The 26,414-nt window shown below is 67.4% G+C and carries 26 protein-coding genes; 16 read left to right on the top strand and 10 right to left on the bottom strand.

Going from position 1 to position 26,414, the window contains the following annotated elements; genetic code table 11:
• Positions 1-46: 46 nt before the first annotated feature.
• From BMZ21_RS09265 to BMZ21_RS09240, 6 genes are all read left to right on the top strand, one after another.
• Positions 47-853, top strand: coding sequence for a FadR/GntR family transcriptional regulator (locus BMZ21_RS09265; protein WP_425285419.1), 807 nt, complete (start codon positions 47-49; stop codon positions 851-853).
• Between the two features lie 43 nt (positions 854-896).
• Positions 897-1,868, top strand: coding sequence for a sialic acid TRAP transporter substrate-binding protein SiaP (locus BMZ21_RS09260; protein WP_091832159.1), 972 nt, complete (start codon positions 897-899; stop codon positions 1,866-1,868).
• 152 nt (positions 1,869-2,020) lie between these two features.
• Complete coding sequence (locus BMZ21_RS09255) at positions 2,021-2,599, top strand: TRAP transporter small permease (protein WP_091832156.1); 579 nt, start codon at positions 2,021-2,023, stop codon at positions 2,597-2,599.
• A 3-nt stretch (positions 2,600-2,602) separates the two neighbouring features.
• Positions 2,603-4,009, top strand: coding sequence for a TRAP transporter large permease (locus tag BMZ21_RS09250; RefSeq protein WP_091832153.1), 1,407 nt, complete (start codon positions 2,603-2,605; stop codon positions 4,007-4,009).
• Between the two features lie 173 nt (positions 4,010-4,182).
• Complete coding sequence (locus BMZ21_RS09245) at positions 4,183-5,406, top strand: SAM-dependent methyltransferase (RefSeq protein WP_483065099.1); 1,224 nt, start codon at positions 4,183-4,185, stop codon at positions 5,404-5,406.
• Positions 5,407-5,516: 110 nt separating this feature from the next.
• The gene (locus BMZ21_RS09240; RefSeq protein ID WP_244543759.1) at positions 5,517-6,980 is read left to right on the top strand and encodes a lyase family protein; all 1,464 of its coding nucleotides are present in this window, start codon (positions 5,517-5,519) and stop codon (positions 6,978-6,980) included.
• Between the two features lie 8 nt (positions 6,981-6,988).
• Here the strand turns inward: BMZ21_RS09240 and BMZ21_RS09235 are convergent, their stop codons facing one another.
• Complete coding sequence (locus BMZ21_RS09235) at positions 6,989-8,128, bottom strand: citrate synthase family protein (protein WP_091832143.1); 1,140 nt, start codon at positions 8,126-8,128, stop codon at positions 6,989-6,991.
• 96 nt (positions 8,129-8,224) lie between these two features.
• Here BMZ21_RS09235 and BMZ21_RS09230 point away from each other — a divergent pair, with 96 nt between their 5' ends.
• A complete protein-coding gene (locus BMZ21_RS09230; RefSeq protein ID WP_091832140.1) occupies positions 8,225-9,301 on the top strand; it encodes a citrate synthase/methylcitrate synthase in 1,077 nt (358 codons plus the stop codon).
• Between the two features lie 163 nt (positions 9,302-9,464).
• On the opposite strand, the gene BMZ21_RS09225 is transcribed toward BMZ21_RS09230, so the two are convergent.
• The 5 genes from BMZ21_RS09225 to hutI all read right to left on the bottom strand — a co-directional run bounded on the left by BMZ21_RS09225 (position 9,465) and on the right by hutI (position 15,318).
• On the bottom strand, positions 9,465-10,025 hold the full coding sequence (locus tag BMZ21_RS09225) for a HutD/Ves family protein (protein ID WP_091832137.1): 561 nt from the start codon (positions 10,023-10,025) through the stop codon (positions 9,465-9,467).
• 11 nt (positions 10,026-10,036) lie between these two features.
• Positions 10,037-11,704, bottom strand: a complete 1,668-nt coding sequence (gene hutU / locus BMZ21_RS09220) for a urocanate hydratase (protein ID WP_091832134.1) — start codon at positions 11,702-11,704, stop codon at positions 10,037-10,039.
• The gene (hutG, locus tag BMZ21_RS09215) at positions 11,701-12,507 is read right to left on the bottom strand and encodes an N-formylglutamate deformylase (RefSeq protein WP_091832131.1); all 807 of its coding nucleotides are present in this window, start codon (positions 12,505-12,507) and stop codon (positions 11,701-11,703) included. Before hutG ends, hutU begins: the two co-directional genes overlap by 4 nt.
• Before the next feature lie 121 nt (positions 12,508-12,628).
• Positions 12,629-14,155: a histidine ammonia-lyase gene (gene hutH / locus BMZ21_RS09210; RefSeq protein WP_091832128.1), complete on the bottom strand. Its 1,527-nt coding sequence runs from the start codon at positions 14,153-14,155 to the stop codon at positions 12,629-12,631.
• Positions 14,152-15,318 carry an imidazolonepropionase gene (gene hutI / locus BMZ21_RS09205; protein WP_091832476.1) on the bottom strand — a complete coding sequence of 389 codons (1,167 nt, stop codon included), beginning with the start codon at positions 15,316-15,318 and terminating at the stop codon, positions 14,152-14,154. Before hutI ends, hutH begins: the two co-directional genes overlap by 4 nt.
• A 160-nt stretch (positions 15,319-15,478) precedes the next feature.
• Between hutI and BMZ21_RS09200 the strand changes: the two genes are divergently transcribed.
• Positions 15,479-16,846 carry a formimidoylglutamate deiminase gene (locus BMZ21_RS09200; protein ID WP_342029026.1) on the top strand — a complete coding sequence of 456 codons (1,368 nt, stop codon included), beginning with the start codon at positions 15,479-15,481 and terminating at the stop codon, positions 16,844-16,846.
• A gap of 10 nt (positions 16,847-16,856) precedes the next feature.
• The gene (hutC, locus tag BMZ21_RS09195; RefSeq protein ID WP_091832126.1) at positions 16,857-17,606 is read left to right on the top strand and encodes a histidine utilization repressor; all 750 of its coding nucleotides are present in this window, start codon (positions 16,857-16,859) and stop codon (positions 17,604-17,606) included.
• 108 nt (positions 17,607-17,714) lie between these two features.
• Here the strand turns inward: hutC and BMZ21_RS09190 are convergent, their stop codons facing one another.
• Entirely contained in the window at positions 17,715-17,996 is a 282-nt protein-coding gene (locus BMZ21_RS09190) for a glycine zipper domain-containing protein (RefSeq protein ID WP_208862240.1), read from the bottom strand.
• Between the two features lie 306 nt (positions 17,997-18,302).
• Between BMZ21_RS09190 and BMZ21_RS09185 the strand changes: the two genes are divergently transcribed.
• The 5 genes from BMZ21_RS09185 (at position 18,303) to BMZ21_RS30315 (ending at position 21,724) form a co-directional block, all read left to right on the top strand.
• Positions 18,303-18,686, top strand: a complete 384-nt coding sequence (locus BMZ21_RS09185; RefSeq protein ID WP_244543758.1) for a PRC-barrel domain-containing protein — start codon at positions 18,303-18,305, stop codon at positions 18,684-18,686.
• Between the two features lie 233 nt (positions 18,687-18,919).
• Entirely contained in the window at positions 18,920-19,807 is an 888-nt protein-coding gene (locus tag BMZ21_RS09180) for a transglutaminase-like domain-containing protein (RefSeq protein ID WP_091832120.1), read from the top strand.
• 1 nt (position 19,808) lies between these two features.
• Entirely contained in the window at positions 19,809-20,792 is a 984-nt protein-coding gene (locus BMZ21_RS09175; protein WP_091832116.1) for a diacylglycerol/lipid kinase family protein, read from the top strand.
• 8 nt (positions 20,793-20,800) lie between these two features.
• Positions 20,801-21,496, top strand: a complete 696-nt coding sequence (locus BMZ21_RS09170) for a phosphatase PAP2 family protein (protein WP_167561581.1) — start codon at positions 20,801-20,803, stop codon at positions 21,494-21,496.
• 75 nt (positions 21,497-21,571) lie between these two features.
• On the top strand, positions 21,572-21,724 hold the full coding sequence (locus tag BMZ21_RS30315; protein WP_167561580.1) for a hypothetical protein: 153 nt from the start codon (positions 21,572-21,574) through the stop codon (positions 21,722-21,724).
• A gap of 15 nt (positions 21,725-21,739) precedes the next feature.
• Here the strand turns inward: BMZ21_RS30315 and BMZ21_RS09165 are convergent, their stop codons facing one another.
• Entirely contained in the window at positions 21,740-22,954 is a 1,215-nt protein-coding gene (locus BMZ21_RS09165) for a polyhydroxyalkanoate depolymerase (RefSeq protein WP_091832110.1), read from the bottom strand.
• A 139-nt stretch (positions 22,955-23,093) separates the two neighbouring features.
• On the opposite strand from BMZ21_RS09165, the gene BMZ21_RS09160 reads away from it, so the two are divergent.
• On the top strand, positions 23,094-23,750 hold the full coding sequence (locus tag BMZ21_RS09160; RefSeq protein ID WP_091832107.1) for a glutathione S-transferase family protein: 657 nt from the start codon (positions 23,094-23,096) through the stop codon (positions 23,748-23,750).
• A gap of 12 nt (positions 23,751-23,762) precedes the next feature.
• Here BMZ21_RS09160 and BMZ21_RS30575 read toward each other — a convergent pair whose 3' ends face one another.
• Positions 23,763-23,933: a hypothetical protein gene (locus BMZ21_RS30575; RefSeq protein ID WP_208862239.1), complete on the bottom strand. Its 171-nt coding sequence runs from the start codon at positions 23,931-23,933 to the stop codon at positions 23,763-23,765.
• Between the two features lie 92 nt (positions 23,934-24,025).
• Here BMZ21_RS30575 and BMZ21_RS09150 point away from each other — a divergent pair, with 92 nt between their 5' ends.
• Entirely contained in the window at positions 24,026-25,471 is a 1,446-nt protein-coding gene (locus BMZ21_RS09150; protein WP_091832101.1) for an aldehyde dehydrogenase family protein, read from the top strand.
• A gap of 225 nt (positions 25,472-25,696) precedes the next feature.
• Here the strand turns inward: BMZ21_RS09150 and BMZ21_RS09145 are convergent, their stop codons facing one another.
• Positions 25,697-26,407 carry an HAD family hydrolase gene (locus BMZ21_RS09145; protein WP_425285426.1) on the bottom strand — a complete coding sequence of 237 codons (711 nt, stop codon included), beginning with the start codon at positions 26,405-26,407 and terminating at the stop codon, positions 25,697-25,699.
• Between the last annotated feature and the right edge of the window lie 7 nt (positions 26,408-26,414).

Raw genomic sequence — 26,414 nt, 5'->3', positions numbered from 1 at the left:
CGGGTCCGGTATGGTGGTTCCTTCCTCGCGAAATTGGCCTGACCACATGGCCAAATCGATGCCGCATGACCAGGCGGTGCAGGGAAGGGTCCAGGGTCTGATGCCGCTCGCAGTCGTCGAGTCGCCGCGCCTGTATCGGCAGATCGCCGATCAATTGCGCCATCTCATCGACCAGCATGAATTCCCGGTCGGCAGCCGCCTGCCGCCCGAACGCGAACTTGCGGAAAAACTCGGCGTTTCCCGCCCCTCGGTGCGCGAGGCGCTGATCGCGCTGGAGGTCGAGGGCCGCGTGCGCATTCGCATGGGCTCGGGCGTCTACGTCGTCGATCCCGCTCAGGCTGCTGCACAGCTCGCCGGCGCCGGCTTTCCCGTCGAGGGTCCGTTCGAGGTGCTCGCGGCGCGCCGGCTGGTCGAGGGCGCCGTCGCGGCCGATGCGGCAGGGCAGGCGACGCCCACCCAGCTGGCCGGGCTCGCCGGCATCCTCGACCAGATGGAGCAGCCCGGTTTGCCGGCGGAGCACCTGATCGCGCTCGACCGCGCCTTCCATGTCGAGATCGCGGCGATACTGGGAAACACCGTGCTGGTGCGCTGCGTCGGCGAGCTCTTCGACCAGCGCATGAGCCCGTATTTCCGCCAGCTCGCGCAGTATTTCGAGAACGAGGGCTCGTGGTGCTCGGCGGCGCGCGAGCATCGTGCCATCCATGCTGCACTCGCCAGCGGCGATCGCGAAGCCGCCCGCGCGGCGATGTGCGCCCATCTCCAGGCTTCGCAGGAGCGCTTTTCGCAGAGCTTCGGCGACGTCGACTTCAAGCGGGCAGGCGAGCGTCAGCGCCGGCCACGTCCGATCAAATGACGCAAGGCCAGACCTTATTCGTGACCTTCAGGGAGGACAGACGATGAAACTGCACTACGCTCTTGCCGCGCTCGCCGCCGGCGCTCTCTTCGCCGGCGCCCCGGCGCAGGCTCAGACCAAGCTGAAATGGGCCCATGTCTACGAGACCTCCGAGCCCTTCCACACCGAGTCGGTCTGGGCGGCCGAGGAGATCAAGAAGCGCTCCAACGGCAAATACGATATCACGGTCTACCCGGCCTCGCAGCTGGGCAAGGAGACCGATATCAACCAGGGCCTGACGCTCGGCACGGTCGACATGATCATCTCGGGCTCGAGCTTTGCGGCGCGCGCCTATCCGCCCATCGGCGTGACCTACTACCCCTTCATCTTCCGTGGCCCCGACCATCTGCTCGCCTATGTGAAGAGCGACGTCTTCAAGGAGATGGCCAAGGGCTATGAGGAGAAGAGCGGCCACCAGATCCTGGCCGTGACCTATTACGGCACCCGCCACACCACCTCGAACAAGCCGATCAAGACCTGCGCCGACATGAAGGGCCTGAAGATCCGCGTGCCCGACGTGCCGGCCTATCTCGCCATGCCGCGCGCCTGCGGCGCCAACACCACGCCGATCGCCTTTGCCGAGGTCTATCTCGCCTTGCAGAACGGCACCGTCGAGGCGCAGGAGAACCCGCTCAACACCATCGACGCCAAGAAGTTCTACGAGGTGCAGAAGCACATCGTGCTGACCGGCCACATCGTCGACCACCTCAACACGGTCGTCTCGAAGCAGCTCTGGGCCAAGCTCTCGCCCGAGGACAGGAAGATCTTCACCGACGTCGCCCAGGAAGCGGCCGAGCGCGCCACCAAGAAGATCCAGGCCGACGAGGTGAAGCTCGTCCAGGTCTTCAAGGACAAGGGCCTCTCGGTCACCGAGATCGACAAGGCCGACTTCCTTGCCGCCGTCGAGAAGAACGTGACCTTCGAGCAGTACGGCTATCGCAAGGCCGACTGGGAGCGCATCCAGGCGATCAAGTGATCGCCCGCCTCTTGCAGTGACGGTTTGTCGTCATTGCGAGGGGCGACAGCGACGAAGCAATCCAGGGGCCGCCGAGCGGGTCTCGCTGGATTGCTTCGCTACGCTCGCAATGACGCCAAGCGCCGCGGCCCAGACATGACCGGATCCAGCCCATGACCACGACGCCGGAAGTCCACACCCAAGTCTCCAGCGAGGAGATCGCCCACGTCTTCGACGAGGCGCCGCCGCCGGCGGATCTCTCCGGCTACGGCCTCGAGGACTGGGTGACGCTCGCCGCGTTCTGGCTGATGGTCGCCTGCGTCGTGGCGCAGTTCTTCACCCGCTATGTCCTCAACGACAGCTTCGCCTGGACCGAGGAGATCGCGATCTACGCGCTGATCGTCGTCGTCTTCCTGGGTTCCTCGCTGTGCGTGCGTGCCTCCAGGCACATCCAGGTCGACTTCCTGTATCGGTATCTGTCGCCCGGCGCCGGACGGGCGCTCTCGACCGCGGTCGATCTCATCCGCATCGGCTTCTTCGCCTATGGCACGGTGCTGGTGCATCGTTATGCCGAGCTCATTCCCGACGAGACGATGACGACGATCCAGTTCCCGAAGTCGCCGGTGTTCTACGCCGTCGTCGTCGCCTTCGCGCTGATGACGCTGCGCTCGATCCAGGTCGCCTGGCAGAACTGGCGCCGCGGCTACTCCGTGCTGGAGCGTCCCTCGGCCTTCGACGGCTCGGAGGCCTGACCCATGCTGATCCTGCTCGGAACCTTCCTTTGCCTGATGGTGCTCGGCGTTCCCGTCGCCATCTCGATGGCCGTCGCCTCGCTTGCCTTCATCCTCGTCTCCGGCACCGTGCCGGACGTGATCCTGGCCCAGCGCATGATCGCCGGCGTCGAGAGCTTCCCGTTGCTGGCAGTGCCGTTCTTCATCCTCGCCGGCAACCTGATGAACATCGCCGGCGTCACCGGCCGCATTTACTCCTTCGCCGTCGCGCTCGTCGGCTGGATGCGGGGCGGCCTCGCCCAGGTCAACATCATCGGCTCGGTGATCTTCTCCGGCATGTCGGGCACCGCGATCGCCGACGCCGCCGGCATCGGCACGATCGAGATCAAGGCGATGAAGGACCATGGCTATTCGGCCGAGGTCGCGGTCGGCGTCACCGCGGCTTCCGCCACGCTCGGCCCGATCATCCCGCCATCCTTGCCCTTCGTCATCTACGGCATGATGTCGAACACCTCGATCGGTGCGCTGTTCCTCGGCGGCGTCATCCCCGGCGTGATCATGACGCTGTTCATGATGCTTACGGTCGCGATCTTCGCCCGCATCTACAAATGGGGTTCCGACACCAAGTTCTCGCTGCGCGAGCTCGGCTCTGCCGGCATCGAGGTGCTCGTCGTCCTCGGCTTCCCGGTCCTGGCCTATGGGCTGGTCTTCGCCGGACTCGATCCCAATCTCGCAATCGGCATCGCGCTCGCCGTGCTGCTGGCGGTCGATTACTATTTCGACTTCTCGGCGGTGATGGCGCTGATGACGCCGGTCATCCTGATCGGCGGCATGACCATGGGCTGGTTCACGCCGACGGAAGCCGCTGCCGCCGCGGTGATCTGGTCGCTCTTCCTCGGGCTGGTGCGCTATCGCTCGATGACCATGCGCAGCCTGACCAAGGCGACCTTCGACACCATCGAGACCACGGCCTCGGTGCTGTTCATCGTCACCGCCGCCTCGATCTTCGCCTGGTTGCTCACGGTGTCGCAGACGGCCCAGCTGCTCTCCGACCTGATCCTCGGCTTCACCCAGAACAAGTGGGTGTTCCTGATCCTGGTCAACCTGCTGCTGCTCTTCATCGGCTGCTTCCTCGACACCATCGCCGCGATCACCATCGTCGTGCCGATCCTGTTGCCGATCGCGCTCAAGCTCGGCGTCGACCCGATCCATTTCGGCCTGATCCTGACGCTGAACCTGATGATCGGGCTCTTGCATCCGCCGCTCGGCATGGTGCTGTTCGTGCTCTCGCGCGTCGCCAAGCTTTCGGTCGAGCGCACCACCATGGCGATCCTGCCCTGGCTGATTCCGCTCTTTGCCGCACTGTTCGCGATCACCTTCATCCCTGAGCTGACGCTCTGGCTGCCGCGTACAATGGGCATGATCCGGTAAGGCTTTGCGGGGGGCGGACTGGCGAGAATGAAGCGCCGCCCCCATTTTTTCTGTCAGGAGGCTGACAGCTGCATGCGGCGGGCGTGGATCAGCTTTGCGCCGAACCCACTGTTACGCTGCCGCGGGTGATCGCCATCTTTGATGGCGAAGGGGCACTGCCGTGAGGTGGCGCCATGCGCAGTCTGATTATGAATATGTTGTCTCGGCTCATTTGCGAGCCGCGGGTGGATGTGGTGTTCGCCGATGGATCGCTCCATTCGGCCGGGCGGGGTTCGGCGCCCGCGATCACGTTGCGTATCGCCGACCGCGAAACCGAGTTCAAGCTGGCCCTCGATCCCGAGCTCGCGCTCGGCGAGGCCGTGATGGATGGCCGTATCATCGTCGAGCGCGGTACCATCTACCAATTGCTCGAAACCCTGATCCGTGGCCTGTCGCGACAGCCGCCTTCCGCCTTCGCGGGAACGCTGACGCGGCTGCGTACGGCAGTGCGTCGTCTGAAGCAGCACAACACACCGCGTTGGGCCAAGCGCAACGTCCATCACCATTACGATCTGAAAAGCGAGTTCTTCCAGCTCTTCCTCGATGCCGACCGGCAGTATTCCTGCGCCTTCTTCGAGCATCCGGGTGCGACACTGGAGGAGGCCCAGGCCGCCAAGAAGCGCCGCATCGCGGCGAAGCTGGCGCTGAGGCCGGGCCAGCGCGTGCTCGACATCGGCTCCGGCTGGGGCGGGCTCGGGCTTTCGATCGCGCGTGAGACCGGCGCGAAGGTCACCGGCATAACCCTCTCCGAGGAACAACTCGCCGCTTCGAACAAGCGGGCCGAGGAATCGGGGCTGCCGGTCGCGTTCCGCCTCCAGGACTACCGGGCCGTGACCGAGCGTTTCGACCGCATCGTCTCGGTCGGCATGTTCGAGCATGTCGGGGTCGGCTACTATCGCGACTATTTCCGCAAGATCAGGGAACTGCTCGAGGATGACGGCGTCGCGCTGATCCACACGATCGGCCGCAGCACGCCGCCCGGCGCGACCAACCCCTTCATCGCCAAGTACATCTTTCCCGGCGGCTATATCCCCGCTTTGTCGGAAGTCACGGCGGCGGTGGAGAAGGAGGGGCTGATCGTCACCGATGTCGAGGTGCTGCGCCTGCATTATGCCGAGACGCTGAAGGCCTGGCGCGAGCGTTTCCTCGCTCATCGCCAGGAGGCGGTCACGATGTATGACGAGCGCTTCGCACGGATGTGGGAGTTCTATCTCGCCGCCTCCGAGGCGAGCTTCCGTCATGACGGCCTCGTCGTCTTCCAGCTCCAGCTCGCCAAGCGTCTCGGCACGTTGCCAATGACCCGGGACTACATGAGCGAGAAGGCGCGGGTCGCGGGCGCGATCGACCGGGCCGCCTGAAACGTACGCGATTGAGCTAACGCAATGTCCCAGCTACGCTTCGCCCGGCGGGGGCATTGCGGAGGTCGATCGTGCGATCATCGATGATTGCGCTCGCGGTAGCGGCGCAGATGTCAGCTCTTCCAGCCCTCGCCCAGGAGCGCCAGGTCCGCGACGAGTTCTTTTGGCTCGGCGAGATCAACAAGGCCACGGCCGTGATCAACACGGATGAGGGCCTGCTCGACAAGGCGCTGGCGCCGCGCATTGCGGCCGGTCTGTCCAAGGTTCTAAGCGAGGGCGCTAAGCCGGGAGGCAAGCGGCCTTCGACCGTGATCAGCTTCGAGCCGCTGCTGATCGCGGCTGGCGGGCAGGAGGTCACGCTGCTGCATGCCGGCCGTTCGAGCCAGGACATGCATGCGACCTACCGTGCCGCGATCCTGCGCGACGACATGCTGGCGCTCGCCGAGCAGCTCAACCGCACCACGGCGACGCTGGTCGGGCTCGCGGAGAAGCACGCCGCGACCATCGTGCCGAACTATACCAATGGCGTCGCCGCCCAGCCGAACAGCCTCGGCCACACCCTGCTCGGCCATGCCGCCGGCCTCGAGCGCGACGCCCAGCGCATCCGCGAGGCCTATGCCCGGATCGACCGCTCCGCGATGGGCACGACCGTGCTCAATGGCACGAGCTGGCCGCTGAACCGCAAGCGCATGGCCGATTATCTCGGCTTCGCGGCGATCGTCGACAACGCCTATGACGCCGGCCAGATCTCCTCGGCCGAGCATCCGGTCGAGGCCGGCGCGATCGTCACCAGCATCGCGCTGCATGCCGGCGCCTTCGTCGAGGATGTGATGACGCAATACGCCTTCGCGCGGCCTTGGATGCTGCTGCAGGAAGGCGACGGCAACACCTATGTTTCCAGCGCCATGCCGCAGAAGCGCAATCCCGGCCTGCTCAACACCACGCGCCAGCAGGCCTCGACCTCGCTCTCGCTCGCCATGGGAGCCGCGATCCAGGCCCACAACATCACGCCGGGGATGAGCGACCCCAAGGATGTCAGGCCCAACAGCGCGATGATGAAGAGCGCGGCCACCGTGCTCGCCAATTGGGACCGCATCCTGAAGGGGCTGGTGATCAGCCCCGAGCGGGCGCTTGAGGAATTGAACAGCGACTGGACAGCGTCACAAGAACTCGCCGACCTGCTGATGCGCAAATACAGGCTGCCCTTCCGCGTCGGCCACCACTTCGCCTCCGAGGTCGTGACCCACGCCAAGGACCACGACGTCAAGCCGCTCGACTTTCCTTATGCCGAGGCGAAGCGGATCTATGCCGCGGCGGTCAAGGGCACGGAGTATCCGGCCGAGCTGCCGATCAGCGAAGCCGAGTTCCGCGCTGCGCTCGACCCCGTGGCGATCGTACGCAGCCGCGCAACCGCAGGCGGCCCGCAGCCGGCCGAGATGGAGCGGATGCTGGCGGCGGCGAAGGGCAAGATCGCGGAGCAGGGTACCTGGATCAAGGAGCGGCGCGAGCGGATCGCCGGCTCGCTCGGCAGGCTCGACAGGGATTTCGAGGCGCTGCGCGCCCAGGCGCAGTAGCGGAAGTCTCAGCCAGGCGCCGGCCCGACATAGCGGGCTCGCGGGCGGATCAGCCGGCCGGTCTCGTTCTGCTCCAGCGCATGGGCGAGCCAGCCGGTACAGCGCGCCGCGGCGAAGATCTGGAACGGCGCGGTCTCCGGCAATGCCAGTTTCGCCGCCAGCGCCGACAGCGCGAAGTCGATGTTCGGTTCCTCGCCCGTCAAGGTGGCGATGGCGGCCTGGGCCTGCGCATAGGCCGGCGGCGGCTCGAACGCTGCGAACAGGGCTCGCGCTCGCGGGTCGCCATCGGGATAGAGCGGATGGCCGAAGCCGGGCAGCTTGGCGCCGGCCTCCAGCCTTGCCGCCAGCGCAGCCTCCAGCCCGTCGCGCTCGATGTCCCGCATCAGTGCCAGCACGCGCGGCGCGACACCACCATGCGAGGGCCCTGAAAGCGCCGCGAGCCCCGCCAGCGCGCAGCCGGCGAGCGAGGCGCCGGTCGAGGCGGTGACGCGGGCGGCGAAGGTCGAGGCGTTGAGCTCATGGTCCGCGAGCAGGACGAGCGCCCGCCGGATCGGCTCGGCGTCTTTTGTTTCGCAACCCCAGGCCCGGGCCAGCCGGGCATGGATAGGCCCTTCGCCCGGCCCACCGGCGATCGCGTCGACCAGCGTGTCGAGCACGGCGGCGGCTTCGAGATACAGCGCCTTCTTGGCGCGCCCGACCATTGGCCGGTCGGTCGCGGTCCGCGCTGCGATCGTCACGAAGACGCGCGCCAGCGGTTCGCCCGGCGGCACGATCGTCGCCAGAGGCGGGAAGCGCTGCGTGCCGCAATCCCAGAGCAGGCGAGCGACGTCCTCAAGCTTGGCGCTCTCGGCGAGGCGCGCCGCATCCTGCCCGCGATACCAGAGGCCGCCGCGCTCGATCGTGGTGATGCTCGAAGACAGGACAGGCTCGCCATAGGCGATGGCATCCTCGGCGATCGCGGCCGGACGCCGGCCGCGCGCCTTGCGATGCTCCAGCCGGGCGATGTCCTCGGCCCGGTACAGGCTGCGCCTAGAATCGCCTTCGTCGCCGCGCGCTTCGATCAGCCCGCGGCTGACATAGGCGTAAAGCGTCTGCGGCTTCAGCCCGAGCCGCGTCATCGCCTCCTGAGCCGTCAGCCAGTCCTGCATCGCCCCTCCTTAGATATATTGATTATATTGTTCAAGATTGATTGTTGCAATGCGGGAGCCGATTTTCGGGCCGAACGCTTTTGAGGAGTTCCTGACATGTCCGATGGTCTCGATGACGTCGTCGCCGCCCATACCGTGCTCTCCGAGGTCGACGGCGCTGCCGGCCGCCTGGTGATCCGCGGTCACAGCCTCGCCGAGCTCGCCGGCCGCACCAGCTTCGAGGAGATGGTGGCGCTGATGTTCGACGGGCTGCTGCCCGGTCTGCCGCAGGGCCGCGAACTCTCGATGGCGCTCGGCCACGCCCGCGCCGATCTCTTCGGCATTGTCGAGAGGACCGCGCTCGCGGACGGTCTCGGACCGGTCGAGGCAGTGCGGGCCTGGACCGCTCAGATCGCCGATGGTGAAGGGCCGGACACCGCGCTGAAGCTGCTCGCCGCGCCGGCCGTCTTCACGGCCGCCGCCGTGCGCAAGCAGCGCGGGCTTGCGCCGATCGCGCCCGATCCGGCGCTGTCGCAGGCCGCCGATACGCTGCACATGCTGCACGGCGAAGCGCCGACGCCGGCGCAGGCCGCGGCGCTCGATACCTATCTCGTCACCGTCGCCGATCACGGCCTCAACGCCTCGACCTTCGCGGCGCGCGTCGTCGCCTCGACTAGGGCCGGGCTGGTCTCGGCCGTGCTGGCGGGGATCAGCGCGCTCAAGGGCCCGCTGCATGGTGGCGCGCCGGGGCCGGTGATCGAGATGCTCGATGCGATCGGCGAGCCTGCCAATGCCCGCGCCTGGTTGGAAGACGCGCTGGATCGCGGCGAGCGGCTGATGGGTTTCGGCCATCGCATCTATCGCGTCCGTGATCCGCGCGCCGATGCGCTGAAGCAGGCGATCGCCAGGCTCGGCGCCGATGCGGGGCGCCTGCGCCTTGCCGAGGCGGTCGAGCAGGCGGCGCTCGCCATCCTGCGCGAGCGCAAGCCCGGCCGCTCGCTGGAAACCAATGTCGAGTTCTACACGGCTTTGCTGCTGGAGGCGCTCGGCTTCCCGCCCGAGGCCTTCACCTGCGTCTTCGCGCTCGGCCGCACCACAGGCTGGCTCGCCCATGCCCGCGAACAGATCGAGACCGGCCGCCTGATCCGGCCGCAATCGGTCTATGTCGGCCCGCAGCCGCGGCAGGCGGCGTAGCCGTCGTAGGGCGCGGGGAACCCTTCTCCCGGATGGGAGAAGGGCAGGGATGAGGGCCTGCCCTAACCGATTGAGGTGCAGCGGAGCCGTTGCATTCCAATAACCAGCGGCGGTCCCTCACCCCTACCCCTCTCCCATCCGGGAGAGGGGATCCCGCGCATGCCTATATTGCTGTCAGCCAAACCGCATAGAGCTCAGCCTCACCGCCGCTCGCCACCAGCTCGACGCCTCCCGGCGCATCCAGCACCGCACTGTCGCCGGCGGTGAGCGTCGCGCCGTTCACCTGCCAGTCGCCCTTGCGGGCGACCAAGACCAGCAGGCCTTCGGTCGCGTTGAGCGAGCCTGCGCCGGAGAGACGCTCGACCCGGTGCCGCCAGCGCCCGCGCCGGCTCATCACGTTGAGATCGTCGATCGGGCCGTCCACCAGCAGCCCGTCGACCGCCCGGTCGGCGGCGAAAGCGTAGGGCGCGCTGCTGCGATCGAGCTGGGTGCGCTCGCCATCGCCGAAGGCCAGCGTGATGCCGGCCCCGGTCAGCACCGACAATGTCCGGTCGATGCCGGGGAAGGACGAGAACGGTCCGTCCTGCCCGACATGGGCCATGCTGATGCGCCAGTCGAAATCATTCAGCGAGGCGCCTTCGGGCGCCACCGCGATCTCGGTCGTCGTCCCGCCGCCGTTCTTCCACGGCATGGAGAGGCAGTCGGCGGCGCGGATGATGCGCATGATGCCGATCCTCAGCCCAGTATGCCGGGCAGCTTCAGACCCTTCTCCCGCGCGCAGTCGAGCGCGATGTCGTAGCCGGCATCGGCATGGCGCATCACGCCGGTGGCCGGGTCGTTCCAGAGCACGCGCGACAGGCGGGCGGCGGCGTCATCCGTGCCGTCGGCGCAGATCACGACGCCCGAATGCTGCGAGAAGCCCATGCCGACGCCGCCGCCATGGTGCAGCGAGACCCAGGTCGCGCCTGACGCCGTGTTGAGCAGGGCGTTGAGCAGCGGCCAGTCGGAGACCGCGTCCGAGCCGTCCTTCATCGCTTCAGTCTCGCGGTTCGGCGACGCGACCGAGCCGGAATCGAGGTGGTCGCGGCCGATCACGACCGGCGCCTTGAGCTCGCCGGTCCTGACCATCTCGTTGAAGGCGAGGCCGAGCCGGTGGCGATCGCCGAGGCCGACCCAGCAGATGCGCGCGGGCAAGCCCTGGAACGCGATGCGCTCGCGCGCCATGTCGAGCCAGTTGTGCAGGTGCTTGTTGTCGGGCAGCAGTTCCTTCACCTTGGCGTCGGTCTTGTAGATGTCCTCCGGGTCGCCGGAGAGCGCGGCCCAGCGGAACGGGCCGATGCCGCGGCAGAACAGCGGGCGGATATAGGCCGGCACGAAGCCGGGGAAGGCGAAGGCGTTCTCCAGCCCCTCGTCCTTGGCGACCTGGCGGATGTTGTTGCCGTAGTCGAAGGTCGGGATGCCCATGTCCTGGAATGCGATCATCGCCTCGACATGCTCGCGCATCGAGGCGCGGGCCGCTTTCTCGACGGACTTCGGATTGGCTTCGCGCGCCTGCCGCCACTGGCCCATGGTCCAGCCCTTCGGCAGGTAGCCGTTGACCGGGTCGTGGGCCGAGGTCTGGTCGGTAACCATGTCCGGCCGGATGCCGCGGCGGACCATTTCGGGCAGGATCTCGGCGCAGTTGCCGAGCAGGCCGACCGATTTCGCTTCGCCGTTCCTGGTCCAGCGCTCGATCATCGCCAGGGCTTCGTCGAGCGTCTCGGCCTTCTCGTCGAGATAGCGGGTGCGCAGGCGGAAATCGATCGAGTCCGGGTTGCACTCGACCGCGAGGCAGGAGGCGCCGGCCATCACCGCAGCCAGAGGCTGGGCGCCGCCCATGCCGCCGAGGCCGCCGGTCAGCACCCATTTGCCCTTGAGATTGCCGCCATAATGCTGGCGCCCGGCCTCAACGAAGGTCTCGTAGGTGCCCTGCACGATGCCTTGCGTGCCGATATAGATCCAGGAGCCGGCCGTCATCTGGCCGTACATCGCGAGCCCCTTCTTATCGAGCTCGTTGAAATGGTCCCAGTTGGCCCAGTGCGGCACGAGATTGGAATTGGCGATCAGGACGCGCGGCGCATCCCTGTGCGTGCGGAACACGCCGACCGGCTTGCCGGACTGGACCAGCAGGGTCTCGTCGGCCTCGAGCTGGCGGAGCGCCGCGACGATGCGGTCGAAATCCTCCCAGGAGCGGGCCGCGCGGCCGATGCCGCCATAGACCACGAGCTCCTGCGGGTTCTCGGCGACATCCGGATGTAGGTTGTTCATCAGCATCCGCAGCGGCGCTTCGGTCAGCCAGCTCTTGGCGCTGAGTTCGGTGCCGGTGGCGGGGCGGATGACGCGGGTATTGTCCAGGCGGGTCATGGCTTGCTCCGTTCGAGCTGGGTCGCAGCGGCGAGCGCGGCGTCGATCATGGCGGAAAGGGTGGCTTGCAGGCTGGCGGCCTTGCCCGGAGCGAAGGTCCAGGGTGGAGCTTCGTCGTCGAGATAGGCTGACAGCGCGATCTCCATCTGGAGCGCGTGCACGTGTTCAGCCGGTTGGCCGTAATGCCGGGTGATCCAGCCGCCCTTGAAGCGGCCATTGATCACCTGCGTGAAGGTGCTGCCGGCCATCGCCTGCGCCGCCGCGACTTCCACGGCGGGCGCAGGGCTCTGGCCGGAGTTGGTGCCGAGGTTCAGCGTCGGCAGCGTGTCCGGGAACAGGCGCGGGATCACCGACTTGATCGAATGGCAGTCCCAGAGCAGGCAGAAGCCGTGCTGCGCCTTGGCGTGTGCGATCTCGTTGGCGAGGGCGTCGTGATAGGGCTGAAAGTAAGCCTCGCGCCGGCGTGCGATCTCGGCCTCGTCCGGCGCCGTGTTCCAGATCGGCGCGCCGTCGAAGGTGGTGGTCGGCACCAGCTCGGTCGTCGCCTGGCCGGGATAGAGCGAAACGCCGGCCGGGTCGCGGTTGAGGTCGATGACGAAGCGCGACAGCTGCGCTTCGACGATGGTCGGCTGGAAGCGTTCGGCGAAGCCATAGAGCTGGCGCATATGCCAGTCGGTGTCTTCGACTTGGCTGCCGCGCGCATTGAGCTGCGCCGCGACCTCGGCCGGCAGGCCGGTGCCGGGATGCGGCATCGACAGGACCAGCGGCGAGGAGCCGCGCGTGACGGAGACGATGTCGGTCATGGGCGCCCTCCGACGTCATGCTCGGCCTTGTGCCGAGCATCCACGTCTTGAACACCACGCTTGACCAGCGAAGACGTGGATGGTCGGGACAAGCCCGACCATGACGGAAAGAGGGAGTTCTTCATGCGGAGAACTCCCCATAACTGTCGACGCCGGCCGCCTTGCCGAGCGCGCCCGAGAGCACGAGTTCCGTCGCGGCGGCGAGATCGGGAGCGAGGTAGCGGTCTTCGGTCAGCGGTGCGATTCTTTCGCGTATCAGCGCCAGCACCGGCTCGAGGCGCGGCGAAGTCTTCAGTGGGCGGTGATGCTCGATCGCCTCGGCGGCGGCCATCAATTCGACCGCGATGATGCTCGCCGCGTTCTTCGCCATCTCGATCAGGCGGAAGGCGCCATGCGTCGCCATCGAGACATGGTCTTCCTGGTTGGCCGAGGTCGGGATGGTGTCGACCGAGGCTGGGTAGGCCCGCTGCTTGTTCTCGGAGGCCAGCGCCGCTGCGGTCACCTGCGCGATCATGAAACCGGAGTTGAGCCCGGCATCGCGGGCGAGGAAGGGCGGCAGGCCGCTCATGACGGGGTCGACCAGCAGCGCGATCCGCCGTTCGGCGAGGTTGCCGATCTCGCAGACCGCCATCGCCAGCATGTCGGCGGCGAAGGCGACCGGCTCGGCGTGGAAATTGCCGCCCGAGACGATCTCGCCCGGCCCCAGCACCAGCGGGTTGTCGGTGACGGCGTTGGCCTCGATCGAAAGCGTCGTCGCGGCATTGCCGAGGAGGTCGCGCACCGCGCCCATCACCTGCGGCTGGCAGCGCAGCGAATAGGGGTCCTGCACCTTGCTGTCGCCAAAGCGGTGGCTCTCGCGGATCTCGCTGTTGGCGATCAGGTCGAGCAGGAGGGCCGCGACCTTGATCTGGCCGGGCTGGCCGCGCAGCTGCTGGATGCGCGGGTCGAACGGCGTGTCGGAGCCCTTCAGCGCATCGACCGAGAGCGCGCCGGCGATCAGCGCCGCATCGAAGACACGGGCGACGCTGGCGAGGCCGGCGAGCGCCAGAGAGGCCGAGACCTGCGTACCGTTGATCAGCGCCAAGCCTTCCTTGGCGCCGAGCGCGAGAGGCGCCTGACCGATCCGTGTCAGGGCCTCGGCTGCGGGCAGGACTTCGCCCTTCAGCCTGATCTCGCCAACGCCCATCAGAGCGGCGGTCAGATGGGCGAGCGGGGCGAGATCGCCGGAAGCGCCGACCGAGCCTTTGGCGGGTACGATCGGCAGCGCGCCGGCTTTCAGCGCGCCGACCAGTGCATCGACCACGACGGGGCGTACGCCCGAGGCGCCGCGCGCCAGGCTCGCCGCCTTCATCGCCAGGATCAGCGCGACCACGGAATCGGGGAGAGCAGGGCCGGTGCCGACCGCATGCGACAGGATGAGATTGCGCTGCAGCGTGGCGAGATCGCTGTCGGCGATGCGCACGCTGGCGAGCTTGCCGAAGCCGGTATTGACGCCATAGGTCACGGTGCCGGCGGCGACGATGTCGTCGACGATCGCCTGGGCGCCGGCGATCGCGCCGGTATCAGCGAGAGCGACGGTGGCGCCGTCGATGATATGGCGCCAGTCGGCGAGGCGGGCCTGGCCCGGAGTGAGCGAGAGCGTGGTCATAGTCCGTTCCGAATGCGGGTGTGAAGCGGGTTGAAGCCGATGCGGTAGGCGAGCTCGGCGGGGCGCTCGATCTCCCAGATGGCGAGATCGCAGGCCTTGCCGGCCTCCAGCGTGCCGATCTCGTCCTGAAGGCCGAGGGCGAGCGCCGCGTTGCGGGTCATGCCGGCGAGCGCCTCCTCCGGCGTCAGCCGGAACAGGGTGCAGCCCATGTTCATGGTCATGAGCGGCGAGGTCAGCGGCGAAGTGCCGGGATTGGCGTCGGTGGCGAGCGCGATCGGCACGCCATGCTGGCGCAGCAGGTCGATCGGCGGCTTCACCGTCTCGCGCAGGAAATAGAACGCGCCGGGCAGCACGACGGCGACCGTGCCGGCCTTGGCCATGGCGATCACCCCGGCCTCGTCGAGATGTTCGAGATGGTCGGCCGAGAGTGCGCCGAAGCCGGCGGCCAGCGCCGCGCCGCCGAGATTCGAGAGCTGCTCGGCGTGGATCTTGACGGGCAAGCCCCTGGCCTTGGCCGCAGTGAAGACACGGGCCGTCTCCTCGGGCGAGAAGGCGATGCCCTCGCAGAAGACGTCGACGGCGTCGGCGAGGTTCTGCTCCGCGATGGCGTCGAGCATTGGGCCGCAGACGAGGTCGACATAGTCGCCCGAACGTCCCTTGAACTCGGCGGGAACCGCATGGGCGCCGAGGAAGGTGGTCTGCACGCCGACCGGACGCTCGCGCCCGAGCCGGCGGGCGACGGCGAGCACCTTCACCTCGCTGTCGGTGTCGAGGCCGTAGCCTGACTTGATCTCGACCGTGGTGACGCCCTCGGCGATCAGTGCGGCCAGGCGCTTGTCGGCGCTGGCGAAGAGCTCGTCCTCGCTCGCCGCGCGCGTCGCCTTGACCGATGAGACGATGCCGCCACCGGCGCGGGCGATCTCCTCATAGCTCGCGCCCTTGAGGCGCAGTTCGAACTCGTGCGCGCGGTCACCGCCATAGACGAGATGGGTATGGCAATCGATCAGCCCGGGGGTGATCCAGCGGCCCTCGCAGTCGATGACCTCGGCCTGGCCGATGCTGGAGACCTCGCTGCTCGGTCCGGCGAAGACGATGCGGCCGTTGCGGGCGATGACGATGCCGTCCTCGATCGCGCCATAGGGTGTGCCCGTATCGGCCACCATGGTCGCGAGCCGGGCATTGGCCCACACTCGGTGGCTGGGGGAAGGGGTGGTCGCCACGTCGCTTCCTCTCGACTTCGTCCGCTTTCAGATTATGCTAGACAATTGCATATGCAAATAGCAAGCTCCATTTGCATATGCAAATAAAAAGAGGACAACCCGCGTGACCGGAATCACGACCCTGCATCTCGCCCAGGCGCTCCTGCCCGAGGGCTTCGCCGAGAACGTCACGCTGACGCTCGATCGTGGAGTGATCATGTCGGTCGCGGCGGGGCAGGCGGCTCCTGCGGGCGCGACACGGCTCGCCGGGCTCGCGCTTCCCGGCCTGCCGAACCTGCACAGCCACACCTTCCAGCGCGGCATGGCCGGCCTGGCCGAGCGCCGCGGCGCCTCCGAGGATTCGTTCTGGACTTGGCGCGAGGTGATGTACCGCTTCCTCGATCGTCTGAGCCCCGACGACGTCCAGGCAATCGCGGCGCAGGCGATGGTGGAGATGCTGGAGGGCGGCTTCACCGCGCTCGCCGAGTTCCATTACCTCCATCACGACAAGGACGGCACCGCCTATGCCGATATCGCCACCATGGGTGGGGCGATCGCTGCGGCGGCCGAGGAAACCGGCATCGGCCTGACCTTGCTGCCGGTGCTCTATCGCTACGGCAATTTCGGCAAGGCGCCGGCCGCTGCCGGCCAGCGCCGCTTCCTCAACGACCGCGACGCCTATGCCCGGCTGATCGAGGGCAGCGAGAAGGCGGTCGCCGGCCTCCCCGATGCCCGCGTCGGCATGGCGCCGCATTCGCTGCGCGCGGTGGCGCTCGAGGACCTCGACTGGATCGCTGAGCTTCGTCAGCGCGTGCCGCTGCACATCCACGTCGCCGAGCAGACGCGGGAGGTCGAGGACAGTCTCGCCATCACCGGCCGGCGGCCGGTCGAACTGCTCATGCAGCATACCGCAGTGAACGAGCGCTGGTGTCTAATCCATGCAACGCATCTCAGCGATGCCGAGCGCGACGCCATGGCCCTCTCCGGCGCGGTCGCGGGACTGTGCCCGATCACCGAGGCCAATCTCGGCGACGGCATCTTCGACGGTGTCCGCTATCGGGCGAATGGCGGGCGCATCGGCGTCGGCAGCGATTCCAATGTCGAGATCGGCGCCGGCGGGGAATTGCGCGTGCTCGAATATTCGCAGCGCCTGCGCGACCGGCGCCGCGCGCTCTGGGCCGAGCCCGGCATCTCCGCCGGCTTGAGGCTCTGGCAGGATGCCTGCGGCGGCGGCGCCCAGGCCTGCGGCCGCAGCATCGGCGCGATTGCGGTCGGCCATCGCGCCGACGTCGTCACCCTAGATGCCGAGCATCCGGCGATCGTCGGCAAGGCCGGCGACTTTGCCCTCGACAGCGCGATCTTCGCTGCGCCGGCCCTGCCGGTCGCGGAGGTGATCGTCGGTGGAAAGCCTGTGGTCAGCGGCGGCCGGCACATTGACCGCGCCCGCATCGCTGCCCGCTATGGCCAGGTGATCCGCACCGTCCTCGATTGAGCCGCAGGGAATGTCAGCCACTCAGATCGACGCCGTGACGCTGGATGGAGCCGGGCCGCTCTACGACCAGATTCGCCGCGCCATCCGCGATCTGATCCTCGCCGGCACCTGGCCGCCAGGGACGTCGGTGCCGCCCGAGCACGCGCTGATGGAGAAGCTCGGGGCCTCGCGCATGACCGTGCACCGGGCGCTGGCGCAGCTCGCGCGCGAGGGCCTCATCCTGCGTCGGCGCCGGTCGGGCACGGTGGTGGCGAGCCCGCCGGCGAGCCATGCCATGCTCGACATCCTCTCGATCCCAGAGGAGGTCGGCGAACTCGGGCAGGCCTACAGCTATCGCATCCTGCAGCGGCGCGACGGCAAGGCCTCTCGCGAGGTCGCCGCGCGCTTCGAGCTAGGCCGCTCAGTCAACGTCACCCATCTCACTCTGCTGCATTTCGCCGATGGCGCGCCGCATGTGCTGGAGGATCGGGTGATTCACCCTACTGCCATGCCGCAGGTCGCGGATGAGAGCTTCGCGCAGACGCCGCCGGGCGACTGGCTGCTGCAGAACAGCCTGTGGACACAGGCCGAGCACGCGATCAGCGCCATAGCGGCCGAGCCGGACGAAGCGGAATTGCTGAAGATCGAGGCCGGTTCGCCATGCCTGCTGGTCGAGCGCCGGACGTGGAACCAGTCCGAGCCGATCACCGCCGTGCGGCTGCTCTATCCCGGAGGCCGACACCGCTTCGTCGGCCGCTTCGGGCCTTACGGCGCTGTCTGAGAGCTGCTGTCGTCATTGCGAACGCAGAAAAGCAATCCACGCGGCCACGGAGTTCCGCGGCCGCTGGATTGCTTCGTCGCTCACGCTTCTCGCAACGGCGCGTGAACCTCAGCAGGCGTAGCGGACGCGCCGGCCCCATTCGTCGCGACCATAGCAGATCTGGTCCGGGGAGGTCGCATTGCCGATGATGGCGCCACTGGCACCGCCGATCGCGGCGCCGGCCAGCGCGCCACCGGCTCGGCCGGTCGCGGCGCCGCCGATGACGGCGCCAGCACCGGCACCGATCAATGCGCCGGTGGCGGTCCTTTCCTCGCGCGGCGTACAGGCGCCGAGCGCGGTCACGGCGGTGGCGACAAGGAGAAGCTTCTTCATCGTCATCGGGATCGTCATCGGGCGTTTCCTTTACTTTGAGGGCGAGGGCCGACGACACGCGGCAACACCGCTAGCGTTCATCCGCCTCGTGAATCGCGTCGCTTAAAGCCGCGTTCGATCGGTCATCAAACCGCAGCCGTCCGCATTTGTTCCGGGCATGGGCTGACAGGCCGTCCGCTGAATGTTCGCGATGGCCGGGATGCCCCGTCGCGGCACTGTCTTGAGGACGCGCTTTTTTCGCTCGCGCCTCGGAACCAGGCAGCAGCCTCGGGGTTGATTGAGCAGGCCGGCCTACCGGCTTGTCAGATATGCATGGAGGGACCGATGAGCGCTACGATGACCGCAGCCTCTCACGCCGCCAACCCGCTGATCGCCGGTGCCCGTGTCGCCGGCACCGATGTCTACAATACCGCCGGCGAGCATCTCGGCTCGATCTACGACGTGATGCTCGACAAGGCGACCGGCAAGGTCGCTTATGCGATCATGTCTTTCGGCGGGTTCCTCGGCCTCGGCGAGAAGTATCACCCGATCCCGTGGAGCATGCTCGACTACGACGTCGACAAGGGCGGTTACGTCGTCCCGCTGACCCGCGAGAAGCTCGAGGCCGCTCCGATGTACGGCGCCGACGGCGAGCCCGACTGGCACGACAAGGAGTATGGCAAGCGCGTGCACGACTATTACGGCACGATGCCCTACTGGATGATGTGAGAGCGCGCCGCTAGGCCGTCGCTCCACGCCAAGGCGCAGCTCGCGGCGATCGCTATCCCCCCAGCCGGATCGTCGTGATTGCGTGGTGCGGGCCGAAAGGCCCGCACCTTTTTTATGCACTCAGGCTGGTCATCGGGCGGGAACTTCGGCCGGCCGAGCGCGTCATTAAGGGCCGGTCGGGGAGCTCCCCCGCCGCGGCGGGGCGGCTCCCATCGCGCAGCGTCGAGGTCACTATGCATATCCGCTATGGCTACCGGATCGAACTTGTCTGTGAACAGCCGAGCGCGTTGTTGACGCTTCTGGACGTTCATCCTTCGCGCCGGCACGATCTGATCCACCCCGACGAGATGCGCGCCACCTCGCTGCGCGGCCCAGGGCGATCGATCGAGATCAGTCAGCACATCGACGCGTTCGGCAACATCTGCCGGCGTCTGGTCGCGCCTGCGGGCGGCGTGCTGCTCGCCTGCGAGGGGCTCGTCTATGACGACGGCGAGCCGGATCGCATCGATCTCTCCGCACGTCAGGCCCAGCCGGCGGAGCTGCCGGACGAAGTCCTCCCCTATCTGCTCGGCAGCCGCTACTGCGAGACCGATCGACTGGCCGACACCGCCTGGAACCTGTTCGGCCAGGTGGAGCCAGGCTGGGCCCGCGTACAGGCGGTCACCCAGTTCGTCCACAATCATATAACCTTTGGCTACGCATTCGCCCGCAACACGCGCACCGCGGCCGAAGCGTTCAACGAACGCATCGGCGTCTGCCGCGACTTCGCCCATCTGGCGATCGCCCTGTGCCGCTGCCTCAACATTCCGGCGCGGTACTGCAATGGCTATCTCGGCGATATCGGCGTGCCGCCCGATCCGGCGCCGATGGACTTCAACGCCTGGTTCGAGGTCTGGCTCGGCGGGCGCTGGCACACCTTCGACGCGCGCCACAATGAGCGGCGCATCGGCCGGATCGTCATCGCTCGCGGCCGCGATGCCACGGACGTTCCGATGCTCACCTCGTTCGGCCCGCACTGGCTGCAGCGCTTCGAGGTGATCACGGAGGAAGTCGACGAGGAATCGTTGCGTAACATGGCCCGCCTTGTTCCCGCCAGAAGGGACGTCCATATCGCCGCCTGATATGGCGAAACCGTCGGACCCGTTGCAGGAGCTCGATGCGCAGGCGAAGCTTCGCTGCTTCCGCGTGATCGCCAACGCGCGCGCCGGAACGGTGCTGGAAGCCGGAGCGGAGAGCTTCGCGCGCCAAATCGAGGCGGCCTTCGAAGCGGCGGGGTGTCGGGCCGAGGTCGAGCTGGTCCCTCCGCGACAGCTGGAGGAACGCTTGCGGGCCGCGATCGCCGACGAGGCGGTGACGACCGTCGTCGCCGGCGGCGACGGCAGCATCAACGGGGCCTTGCCGGTTCTGGTCGGGTGCAAGCGGCCCGTGGGCGTGCTGCCGCTCGGTACCGTCAACGTCCTTGGCCGCGATCTCGGTCTGATCGGCCCGCTCGAAGAGCAGATCGCTGCGATCTGCGCGGGCGAGCCGGTCTCAATGGATCTCGGCAGCGTCAACGGCCGGCTGTTCCATTCGATCTCTGGCATGGGCTTCTTCAGCCTGATGGCGCGTGAGCGCGAATATGCGCGCCGGCGCTTCCCGTTCAGCCGTCTCGTCGCCTTTCTCTTCGCGGCGACGCGATCGATCCTGTTCACCCACTCGATCCGCATCGAGATGGAGATCGCCGGTGAGCGTCGGCAGGTCGAGGCCGACGCGGTCCTCGTCACCGTCAACCAGTTCGACGGCACCGAGTGGCGCCGCAACCGCCTCGACGGCGGCGAGTTCGAGGTCCACATCCTCGATACCGGCGGCCTGCTGTCGCGCTGCAAGGCCGCCTTATCGATGCTGACCGGCGGCTGGCGCAATTCGCAGCATCTGGTTTCGCTGACCGGCACGGCGGTGACGATCAACCGTCGCGACAAGCGCCGCGGTCACGTCACCTTCGACGGCGAGGTCGAGCGTCGCGCCAGCCCTTTCACCTATCGCCTGTTGCCGGGGGCGCTGCGGGTTATAGCGGCGCGACCGGCCAAGATCGAACCGCACCCGGCCGAGCACATGTTCCCCTCATGAGGCATGCGATGTTCCTCCTCCAGCCGCGCTTCCTCCTGCCTGTCGCGGCGGCCTTCGGTTTCGTCGGGCTGGCCTTCTATGTTATCTCCGATGGCGGCGCCGCGCTCGACAGCGCCCTGGTCATGCTGTTCCGCGATCCGGCCAACCCGTCGCTGCCGATCGGCCCGGCCTGGTTCCGCGAGATGATGCGCGACCTGACGGCTCTCGGCAGCTTCATCGGGCTCGGCATCGCGACCGTGATCGCGACGCTGACGCTGCGGCTCTGCGGCCATCGCCCTCTTGCGATCGGCCTGGTGCTGAACGTCCTGGCGGCCGTGGTGGCGAGCACCCTGCTCAAGATCGGCATCGGCCGCGAACGGCCGGATATCGTCGAGCACGCAGCGTTGACCTTCACGGCGAGCTTCCCGAGCGGTCACGCCTTCCTTGCCGCGGTGGTGCTGCTGAGCATTGCGAGCTTCGCCGGCATCGCGTCGCGCCGCGCCGATATCGCGCGGCTCTGCCTGTGGGTGGCCTGGGCGCTGATCATCGCGATCGGCCTAAGCCGGATCTATCTCGGCGTGCATTGGCCGAGCGACGTGCTCGGCGGCTGGTGCCTCGGAGTGGCCTGGTCAAGTCTTGCCACTTTCCTGATCGGGCGCCGGGCAGCCCGCTCGGAGGACGATCTCGCCCAGGTCGTCGCATCCCGCAGCGAGGCCGCAGACTGAGAAGGTCGGAACCCGCGCGCCGGCGTCGGCGTTGATGAGTGGCGCCGTGTCGGCGTCCCCGCAACGGAGTTCCTGATGACGCTGTCCCGCAACACGCTTGTTCTCCTCGTCGCCATGCTCGTGCTCGGCCTCGGGGCCGTCAGCTATGCGCTTTACCAGGAGAAGAAGCAGCCGGAGGGCGTCGAGATCTCGGTCGGCAAGAACGGTCTGTCGATCAAGGAGAAGTAAGAAGTAAGCGGCTGCTCAGCTGTTCGCCAGGATCATGTTGCGGACGATCGGGTAGATCTGGTTCTCCCATTTGCGGCCCGAGAACACGCCGTAATGGCCGACGCCGGCCTGCATGTGATGGCGCTTGCGGAAGGGCTTGAGCCCGCGGCAAAGGTCGTGCGCCGCCGCGGTCTGCCCGAGCGAGCAGATGTCGTCGCGCTCGCCCTCGACTGTAAGCAGCGCCGTCCTGCGGATCGCGCTGCAATCGACGCGCTCGCCGCGATAGGTCAGCGTGCCGGCCGCCAGCCGCGCCTCCTGGAAGATCCACTGCACGGTCTCGAGATAGAACTCGGCCGGCAGGTCGAGCACCGCGAAATACTCGTCGTAGAAGGCCTTGATCGTCTGCGCCTTCTCGGTCTCGCCGGCGGCGAGGTGGGTGAAGAGATCGATATGCGCGTTGACGTGCCGGCTCATGTTCATCGCCAGAAACGCGCCAAGCTGGACGAAGCCTGGATAGACCCGGCGGCCGCCGCCGCCATAGCGCCGCGGCACGGTCGAGATCAGGTTGCTGCGGAACCACTCGATCGGCTTGTCGTTGGCGAGCCGGTTCACCGCCGTGGGGTTGATGCGGGTATCAACCGGCCCGGCCATCAGCGTCATGCTGCGGGCCTGGGCGCGGTGGCCGGCCTGCGCCATCACTGCCGCCGCGGTGAGCACCTGCACACAAGGCTGGCAGACTGCGACGAGATGTGCCTGTGGACCGAGCACGTCGAGGAACCGGATCAGATAGTCGACATAGTCGTCATAGCCGAAGGGCCCGGCCTCGAGTGGCACGTCGCGGGCATTGTGCCAGTCGGTGATGTAGACGTCGTGATCCTGCAGCAGTGTCGCGACGGTGTTGCGCAGCAAGGTGGCGAAGTGCCCGGACATCGGCGCGACCACCAACACCTTCGATTGGGCGAGATCGCTGTCCTTGCGGAAATGCAGCAGGGTGCCGAAGGGAAGGGTCAGTGCCGCCTCTTCGGTCACCGGCACGTCGCGATTGCCGGTGCGGACGCTGGCGATGCCATAGGGCGGGCGCTTATGCGTCAGACCGGCCCGCGTCACCATCTCGTAGCCGGCGGCCGCGGCACGCAGACTCAGCGGCTCGCCGAGCAGGGCCCGGCTGCCGAGCGTCACGATCGCCGCCTGGGCGAGCGCGCGAGCCGGGTCCAACAGGTCGGATTGGGCCTGATAGGCGAGATAGAGCATCCGTCTGCGATCCCGATCGTGCCGCGCCGGCATAGGCCGTTGCCCCGTGCAATCGGCATGCCCACGCCGCCCCACGCATGCCGGCGCCGCTGGAACATCTCTTGCTACGCCGGTTCTACGCGCGCCGAGGATGCCGAGCATGCCCGCCACCACGCTGACCATCAGCAGCAAGAACTACTCGTCCTGGTCGCTGCGCGGCTGGCTGCTCTGCCAGCTCGCAGGTCTCGAGGTCGAGGAGATCATGCTCTCGGTCGACGACCCCTCGGCGCGGGCCGAACTGCTGCTGCTCTCGCCCTCCTTCCTGGTGCCCTGCCTGCGCCATGACGGCGTGGTGATTTGGGACACGCTCGCCATCGCCGGCTATCTCGACGAGCTGAAGCCGCAGGCCGGACTGCTGCCGGCCGAGGTCGGCGCGCGCGCCCGTTGCCGCGCCATTTCCGGTGAGATGCATTCGGGTTTCGCCAATCTGCGCTCGGCCCTGCCAATGAACCTCAAGGCGCATTATCCTGGCTTCAAGCTCTGGGCCGGAGCCCAGGCCGATATCGACCGCGTCATAGAGATCTGGCGCGACTGCATCGCGAGCTATGGCGGGCCCTATCTCTTCGGTGAACGTCTCACCATGGCGGATGCGATGTATGCGCCGGTCTGCCTGCGCTTCCTGACCTATGACGTCGCGCTCGACCCGCTCAGCCGGGCTTATTGCCAGACGATCCTCGGCTGGCCGGCGCTGCAGCGCTGGATCGCCGCTGCGAAGACCGAGCCGGACGAACTCGAGGAACTCGACGCCGAATTCTGAGGGCGTCGGAGATCAGGCTGCGCGGCGCGCGACGACGACGCGGTCGCGGCCGGCCTGCTCTACCCGGTAGAGCGCGGCATCGGCTTCCTGCAGCAAGCGGCAGTAGCGGCCATGAACTGCGGCCAACGACCTCTTGTCAGCCCTGCCGCATGCGCCCATGGCGGGGCGCACATCGCCATTCATCGGGCCGTCCTGCATGGCCTTGCCGACATAAAACGGTTAAGACCGGCTCCTCAATTCGGTTTGGCACGTTTGGTTAGGCAAGAGGTTTTGCGATGAATGCTCCCTTCAAGAACCTGATCGCCGGTGAATGGACCGGCTCGCAGAACGCTTCGCGCAACATCAACCCCTCCAACACCAACGATGTCGTCGGCGAGTATTCGCAAGGGTCCGTCGACGACCTGAACAATGCGGTCGCCGCCGCCAAGGCCGCGTTCCCGGCCTGGAGCCGCACCACCCCGCAGGAGCGCTACGAGGTCCTGAAGAAGGCCTCCGACGAGATTCTCGCCCGCAAGGAAGAGCTCGGAAAGCTGCTCTCGCGTGAGGAGGGCAAGACCCTGCCCGAGGGCATCGGCGAGGCGACCCGCGCCGGCCAGATCTTCGCTTTCTTCGCCGGCGAGTGCCTGCGTCTGAACGGCGAGAGCATCCCCTCCGTGCGTCCTGGCGTTGGTGTCGAGGTCACCCGCGAGCCGGTCGGCATCGTCGGCATGATCACGCCCTGGAATTTCCCGATCGCGATCCCGGCCTGGAAGATCGCCCCTGCGCTCGCCTACGGCAATTGCGTGGTGATCAAGCCGGCCGACCTGGTGCCCGGCTCGGCCTGGGCGCTGGTCGACATCATCCAGCGCGCCGGCCTGCCCAAGGGCGTGCTCAATCTCGTGATGGGCCGCGGCTCGGTGGTCGGCCAGGCGCTGCTCGAGCACAAGGATGTGCACGCGATCTCCTTCACCGGCTCGGTCTCGACCGGCCGCAAGGTCGCGGCCGCCTGCATCGCCGGGAACCCGATGAAGAAGGTCCAGCTCGAGATGGGCGGTAAGAACCCGCTCGTCGTGCTCGACGATGCGGATCTCAAGGTTGCGGTCGAGGCTGCCGTCCAAGGCGCCTTCTTCTCGACCGGCCAGCGCTGCACGGCCTCCTCGCGCCTGATCGTCCAGGCCGGCATTCACGACCGCTTCGTCGAGGCCTGCATCGAGCGGCTGAAGGGCGTCACCGTCGACGACGCGCTGAAGGCCGGCACCACGATCGGCCCGGTCGTCGACCAGAGCCAGCTCGACCAGAACCTGAAGTACATCCAGATCGCCCGTGACGAGGGCGGCAAGCTCGCCTTCGGCGGCGAACTGCTCAATCGCGATAACCCCGGCTTCTACCTGCAGCCGGCGCTGTTCACCGAGACCACCAACGCCATGCGCATCTCGCGCGAGGAGGTCTTCGGCCCGGTCGCCAACGTCGTCCGGGTCAAGGATTACGAAGAGGCGCTCGCCATCGCCAACGACACCGAATTCGGCCTGTCTTCGGGCATCTGCACGACCTCGCTGAAGTATGCGACGCATTTCAAGCGCAATGCCGAGGCCGGCATGGTGATGGTCAACCTCGCCACCGCGGGCGTCGACTACCATGTGCCGTTCGGCGGCCGGAAGGGCTCGAGCTACGGCCCGCGCGAGCAGGGCGCCTATGCCCGCGAGTTCTACACCACGGTGAAGACCTCCTACACGCTCGCCTGAGGCGGGACGTCATCCAAGGCTATCGGGGCCGCGCCGCAAGTGCGGCCCTTTTCATATTGCTCTTCGGTTTGTTCTTCTCAGCCCTCATCCTGAGGAGCCGCGAAGCGGCGTCTCGAAGGATGCTCCAGGAGGCTCGCGAGACCACTGGAACATCCTTCGAGACGCGAGCTGTGCTCGCTCCTCAGGATGAGGGCTGTGAGTTTCCACGAGCCTCGAACAACGCGCTCAGTCGAACAGCGCCTGCTCCAGCCCGGCGATGCTCGGCAGCAGGATATGGCTGAGCGGGCGCAAGGTCTCGGCGCTGCCGGCGCCGGTCAGGACGGCGACCCGAAGGCCAGCCCCGGCCGCGGCCGCCATGTGCATGTCATGGCTGGAATCGCCGACGACGGCGACCGCATCCGCGGGCAGCCCCGTCGCGGCACAGAAGCCGTCGACCATGCCGCGCTCCGGCTTGGCGCCATGGCCGGAATCATAGCCGCACTGGAAGACCAGATGCGATTCGAGGCCGAAGCGCTCGGCCGTCGCGGTCACCGCCGCTTCGCTGTCGCTGGAGGCGATACCGAGCGCGAGGCCGCGATCGGCAAGGCTGGCGAACAGGGCAGCAAGATCGCAGACCGGCACGGCGGCGACGACCGCGGATCGAAAGAGGGTGTCGAGCCGGTCGGTCAGCTCCGCCATCCCGAACCGGGCGCCGGCCTCCACCCAAGCCTGAGCCACGTCCTCGGTATTGCCGGAGGCGAGCAGGCCGTCGGAGGTGGCGTAGCCTGTCGCGGGATCGACGCCTGCGATCGTCAGCAGCCGCGCCGCCAGCTCGATATCGCCCCGGGCCGCGAGCCGGCCGGCGCCGAGATTGGTTGGGGCCCAGCTCGCCTGGTAGTCGATCAGCGTGCCGTCCTTGTCGAACAGGACGCCGCGGATGGAAGGGCGCGCCATCACGTCACCG

The organism is Allobosea lupini (assembly GCF_900109525.1).
Taxonomy (GTDB): domain Bacteria; phylum Pseudomonadota; class Alphaproteobacteria; order Rhizobiales; family Beijerinckiaceae; genus Allobosea; species Allobosea lupini.
This window is presented reverse-complemented; position numbering and strand designations above follow the sequence as displayed.

What these genes read in the sequence shown, in the direction of transcription:
- BMZ21_RS09265 (WP_425285419.1), top strand. Translation starts at nt 47, where the DNA reads ATGGCCAAATCGATGCCGCATGACCAGGCGGTGCAGGGAAGGGTCCAG.
- BMZ21_RS09260 (WP_091832159.1), top strand. Translation starts at nt 897, where the DNA reads ATGAAACTGCACTACGCTCTTGCCGCGCTCGCCGCCGGCGCTCTCTTC.
- BMZ21_RS09255 (WP_091832156.1), top strand. Translation starts at nt 2,021, where the DNA reads ATGACCACGACGCCGGAAGTCCACACCCAAGTCTCCAGCGAGGAGATC.
- BMZ21_RS09250 (WP_091832153.1), top strand. Translation starts at nt 2,603, where the DNA reads ATGCTGATCCTGCTCGGAACCTTCCTTTGCCTGATGGTGCTCGGCGTT.
- BMZ21_RS09245 (WP_483065099.1), top strand. Translation starts at nt 4,183, where the DNA reads ATGCGCAGTCTGATTATGAATATGTTGTCTCGGCTCATTTGCGAGCCG.
- BMZ21_RS09240 (WP_244543759.1), top strand. Translation starts at nt 5,517, where the DNA reads ATGTCAGCTCTTCCAGCCCTCGCCCAGGAGCGCCAGGTCCGCGACGAG.
- BMZ21_RS09235 (WP_091832143.1), bottom strand. Translation starts at nt 8,128, where the DNA reads ATGCAGGACTGGCTGACGGCTCAGGAGGCGATGACGCGGCTCGGGCTG.
- BMZ21_RS09230 (WP_091832140.1), top strand. Translation starts at nt 8,225, where the DNA reads ATGTCCGATGGTCTCGATGACGTCGTCGCCGCCCATACCGTGCTCTCC.
- BMZ21_RS09225 (WP_091832137.1), bottom strand. Translation starts at nt 10,025, where the DNA reads ATGCGCATCATCCGCGCCGCCGACTGCCTCTCCATGCCGTGGAAGAAC.
- hutU (WP_091832134.1), bottom strand. Translation starts at nt 11,704, where the DNA reads ATGACCCGCCTGGACAATACCCGCGTCATCCGCCCCGCCACCGGCACC.
- hutG (WP_091832131.1), bottom strand. Translation starts at nt 12,507, where the DNA reads ATGACCGACATCGTCTCCGTCACGCGCGGCTCCTCGCCGCTGGTCCTG.
- hutH (WP_091832128.1), bottom strand. Translation starts at nt 14,155, where the DNA reads ATGACCACGCTCTCGCTCACTCCGGGCCAGGCCCGCCTCGCCGACTGG.
- hutI (WP_091832476.1), bottom strand. Translation starts at nt 15,318, where the DNA reads ATGGTGGCCGATACGGGCACACCCTATGGCGCGATCGAGGACGGCATC.
- hutC (WP_091832126.1), top strand. Translation starts at nt 16,857, where the DNA reads ATGTCAGCCACTCAGATCGACGCCGTGACGCTGGATGGAGCCGGGCCG.
- BMZ21_RS09190 (WP_208862240.1), bottom strand. Translation starts at nt 17,996, where the DNA reads ATGACGATCCCGATGACGATGAAGAAGCTTCTCCTTGTCGCCACCGCC.
- BMZ21_RS09185 (WP_244543758.1), top strand. Translation starts at nt 18,303, where the DNA reads ATGAGCGCTACGATGACCGCAGCCTCTCACGCCGCCAACCCGCTGATC.
- BMZ21_RS09180 (WP_091832120.1), top strand. Translation starts at nt 18,920, where the DNA reads ATGCATATCCGCTATGGCTACCGGATCGAACTTGTCTGTGAACAGCCG.
- BMZ21_RS09175 (WP_091832116.1), top strand. Translation starts at nt 19,809, where the DNA reads ATGGCGAAACCGTCGGACCCGTTGCAGGAGCTCGATGCGCAGGCGAAG.
- BMZ21_RS09170 (WP_167561581.1), top strand. Translation starts at nt 20,801, where the DNA reads ATGTTCCTCCTCCAGCCGCGCTTCCTCCTGCCTGTCGCGGCGGCCTTC.
- BMZ21_RS30315 (WP_167561580.1), top strand. Translation starts at nt 21,572, where the DNA reads ATGACGCTGTCCCGCAACACGCTTGTTCTCCTCGTCGCCATGCTCGTG.
- BMZ21_RS09165 (WP_091832110.1), bottom strand. Translation starts at nt 22,954, where the DNA reads ATGCTCTATCTCGCCTATCAGGCCCAATCCGACCTGTTGGACCCGGCT.
- BMZ21_RS09160 (WP_091832107.1), top strand. Translation starts at nt 23,094, where the DNA reads ATGCCCGCCACCACGCTGACCATCAGCAGCAAGAACTACTCGTCCTGG.
- BMZ21_RS30575 (WP_208862239.1), bottom strand. Translation starts at nt 23,933, where the DNA reads ATGAATGGCGATGTGCGCCCCGCCATGGGCGCATGCGGCAGGGCTGAC.
- BMZ21_RS09150 (WP_091832101.1), top strand. Translation starts at nt 24,026, where the DNA reads ATGAATGCTCCCTTCAAGAACCTGATCGCCGGTGAATGGACCGGCTCG.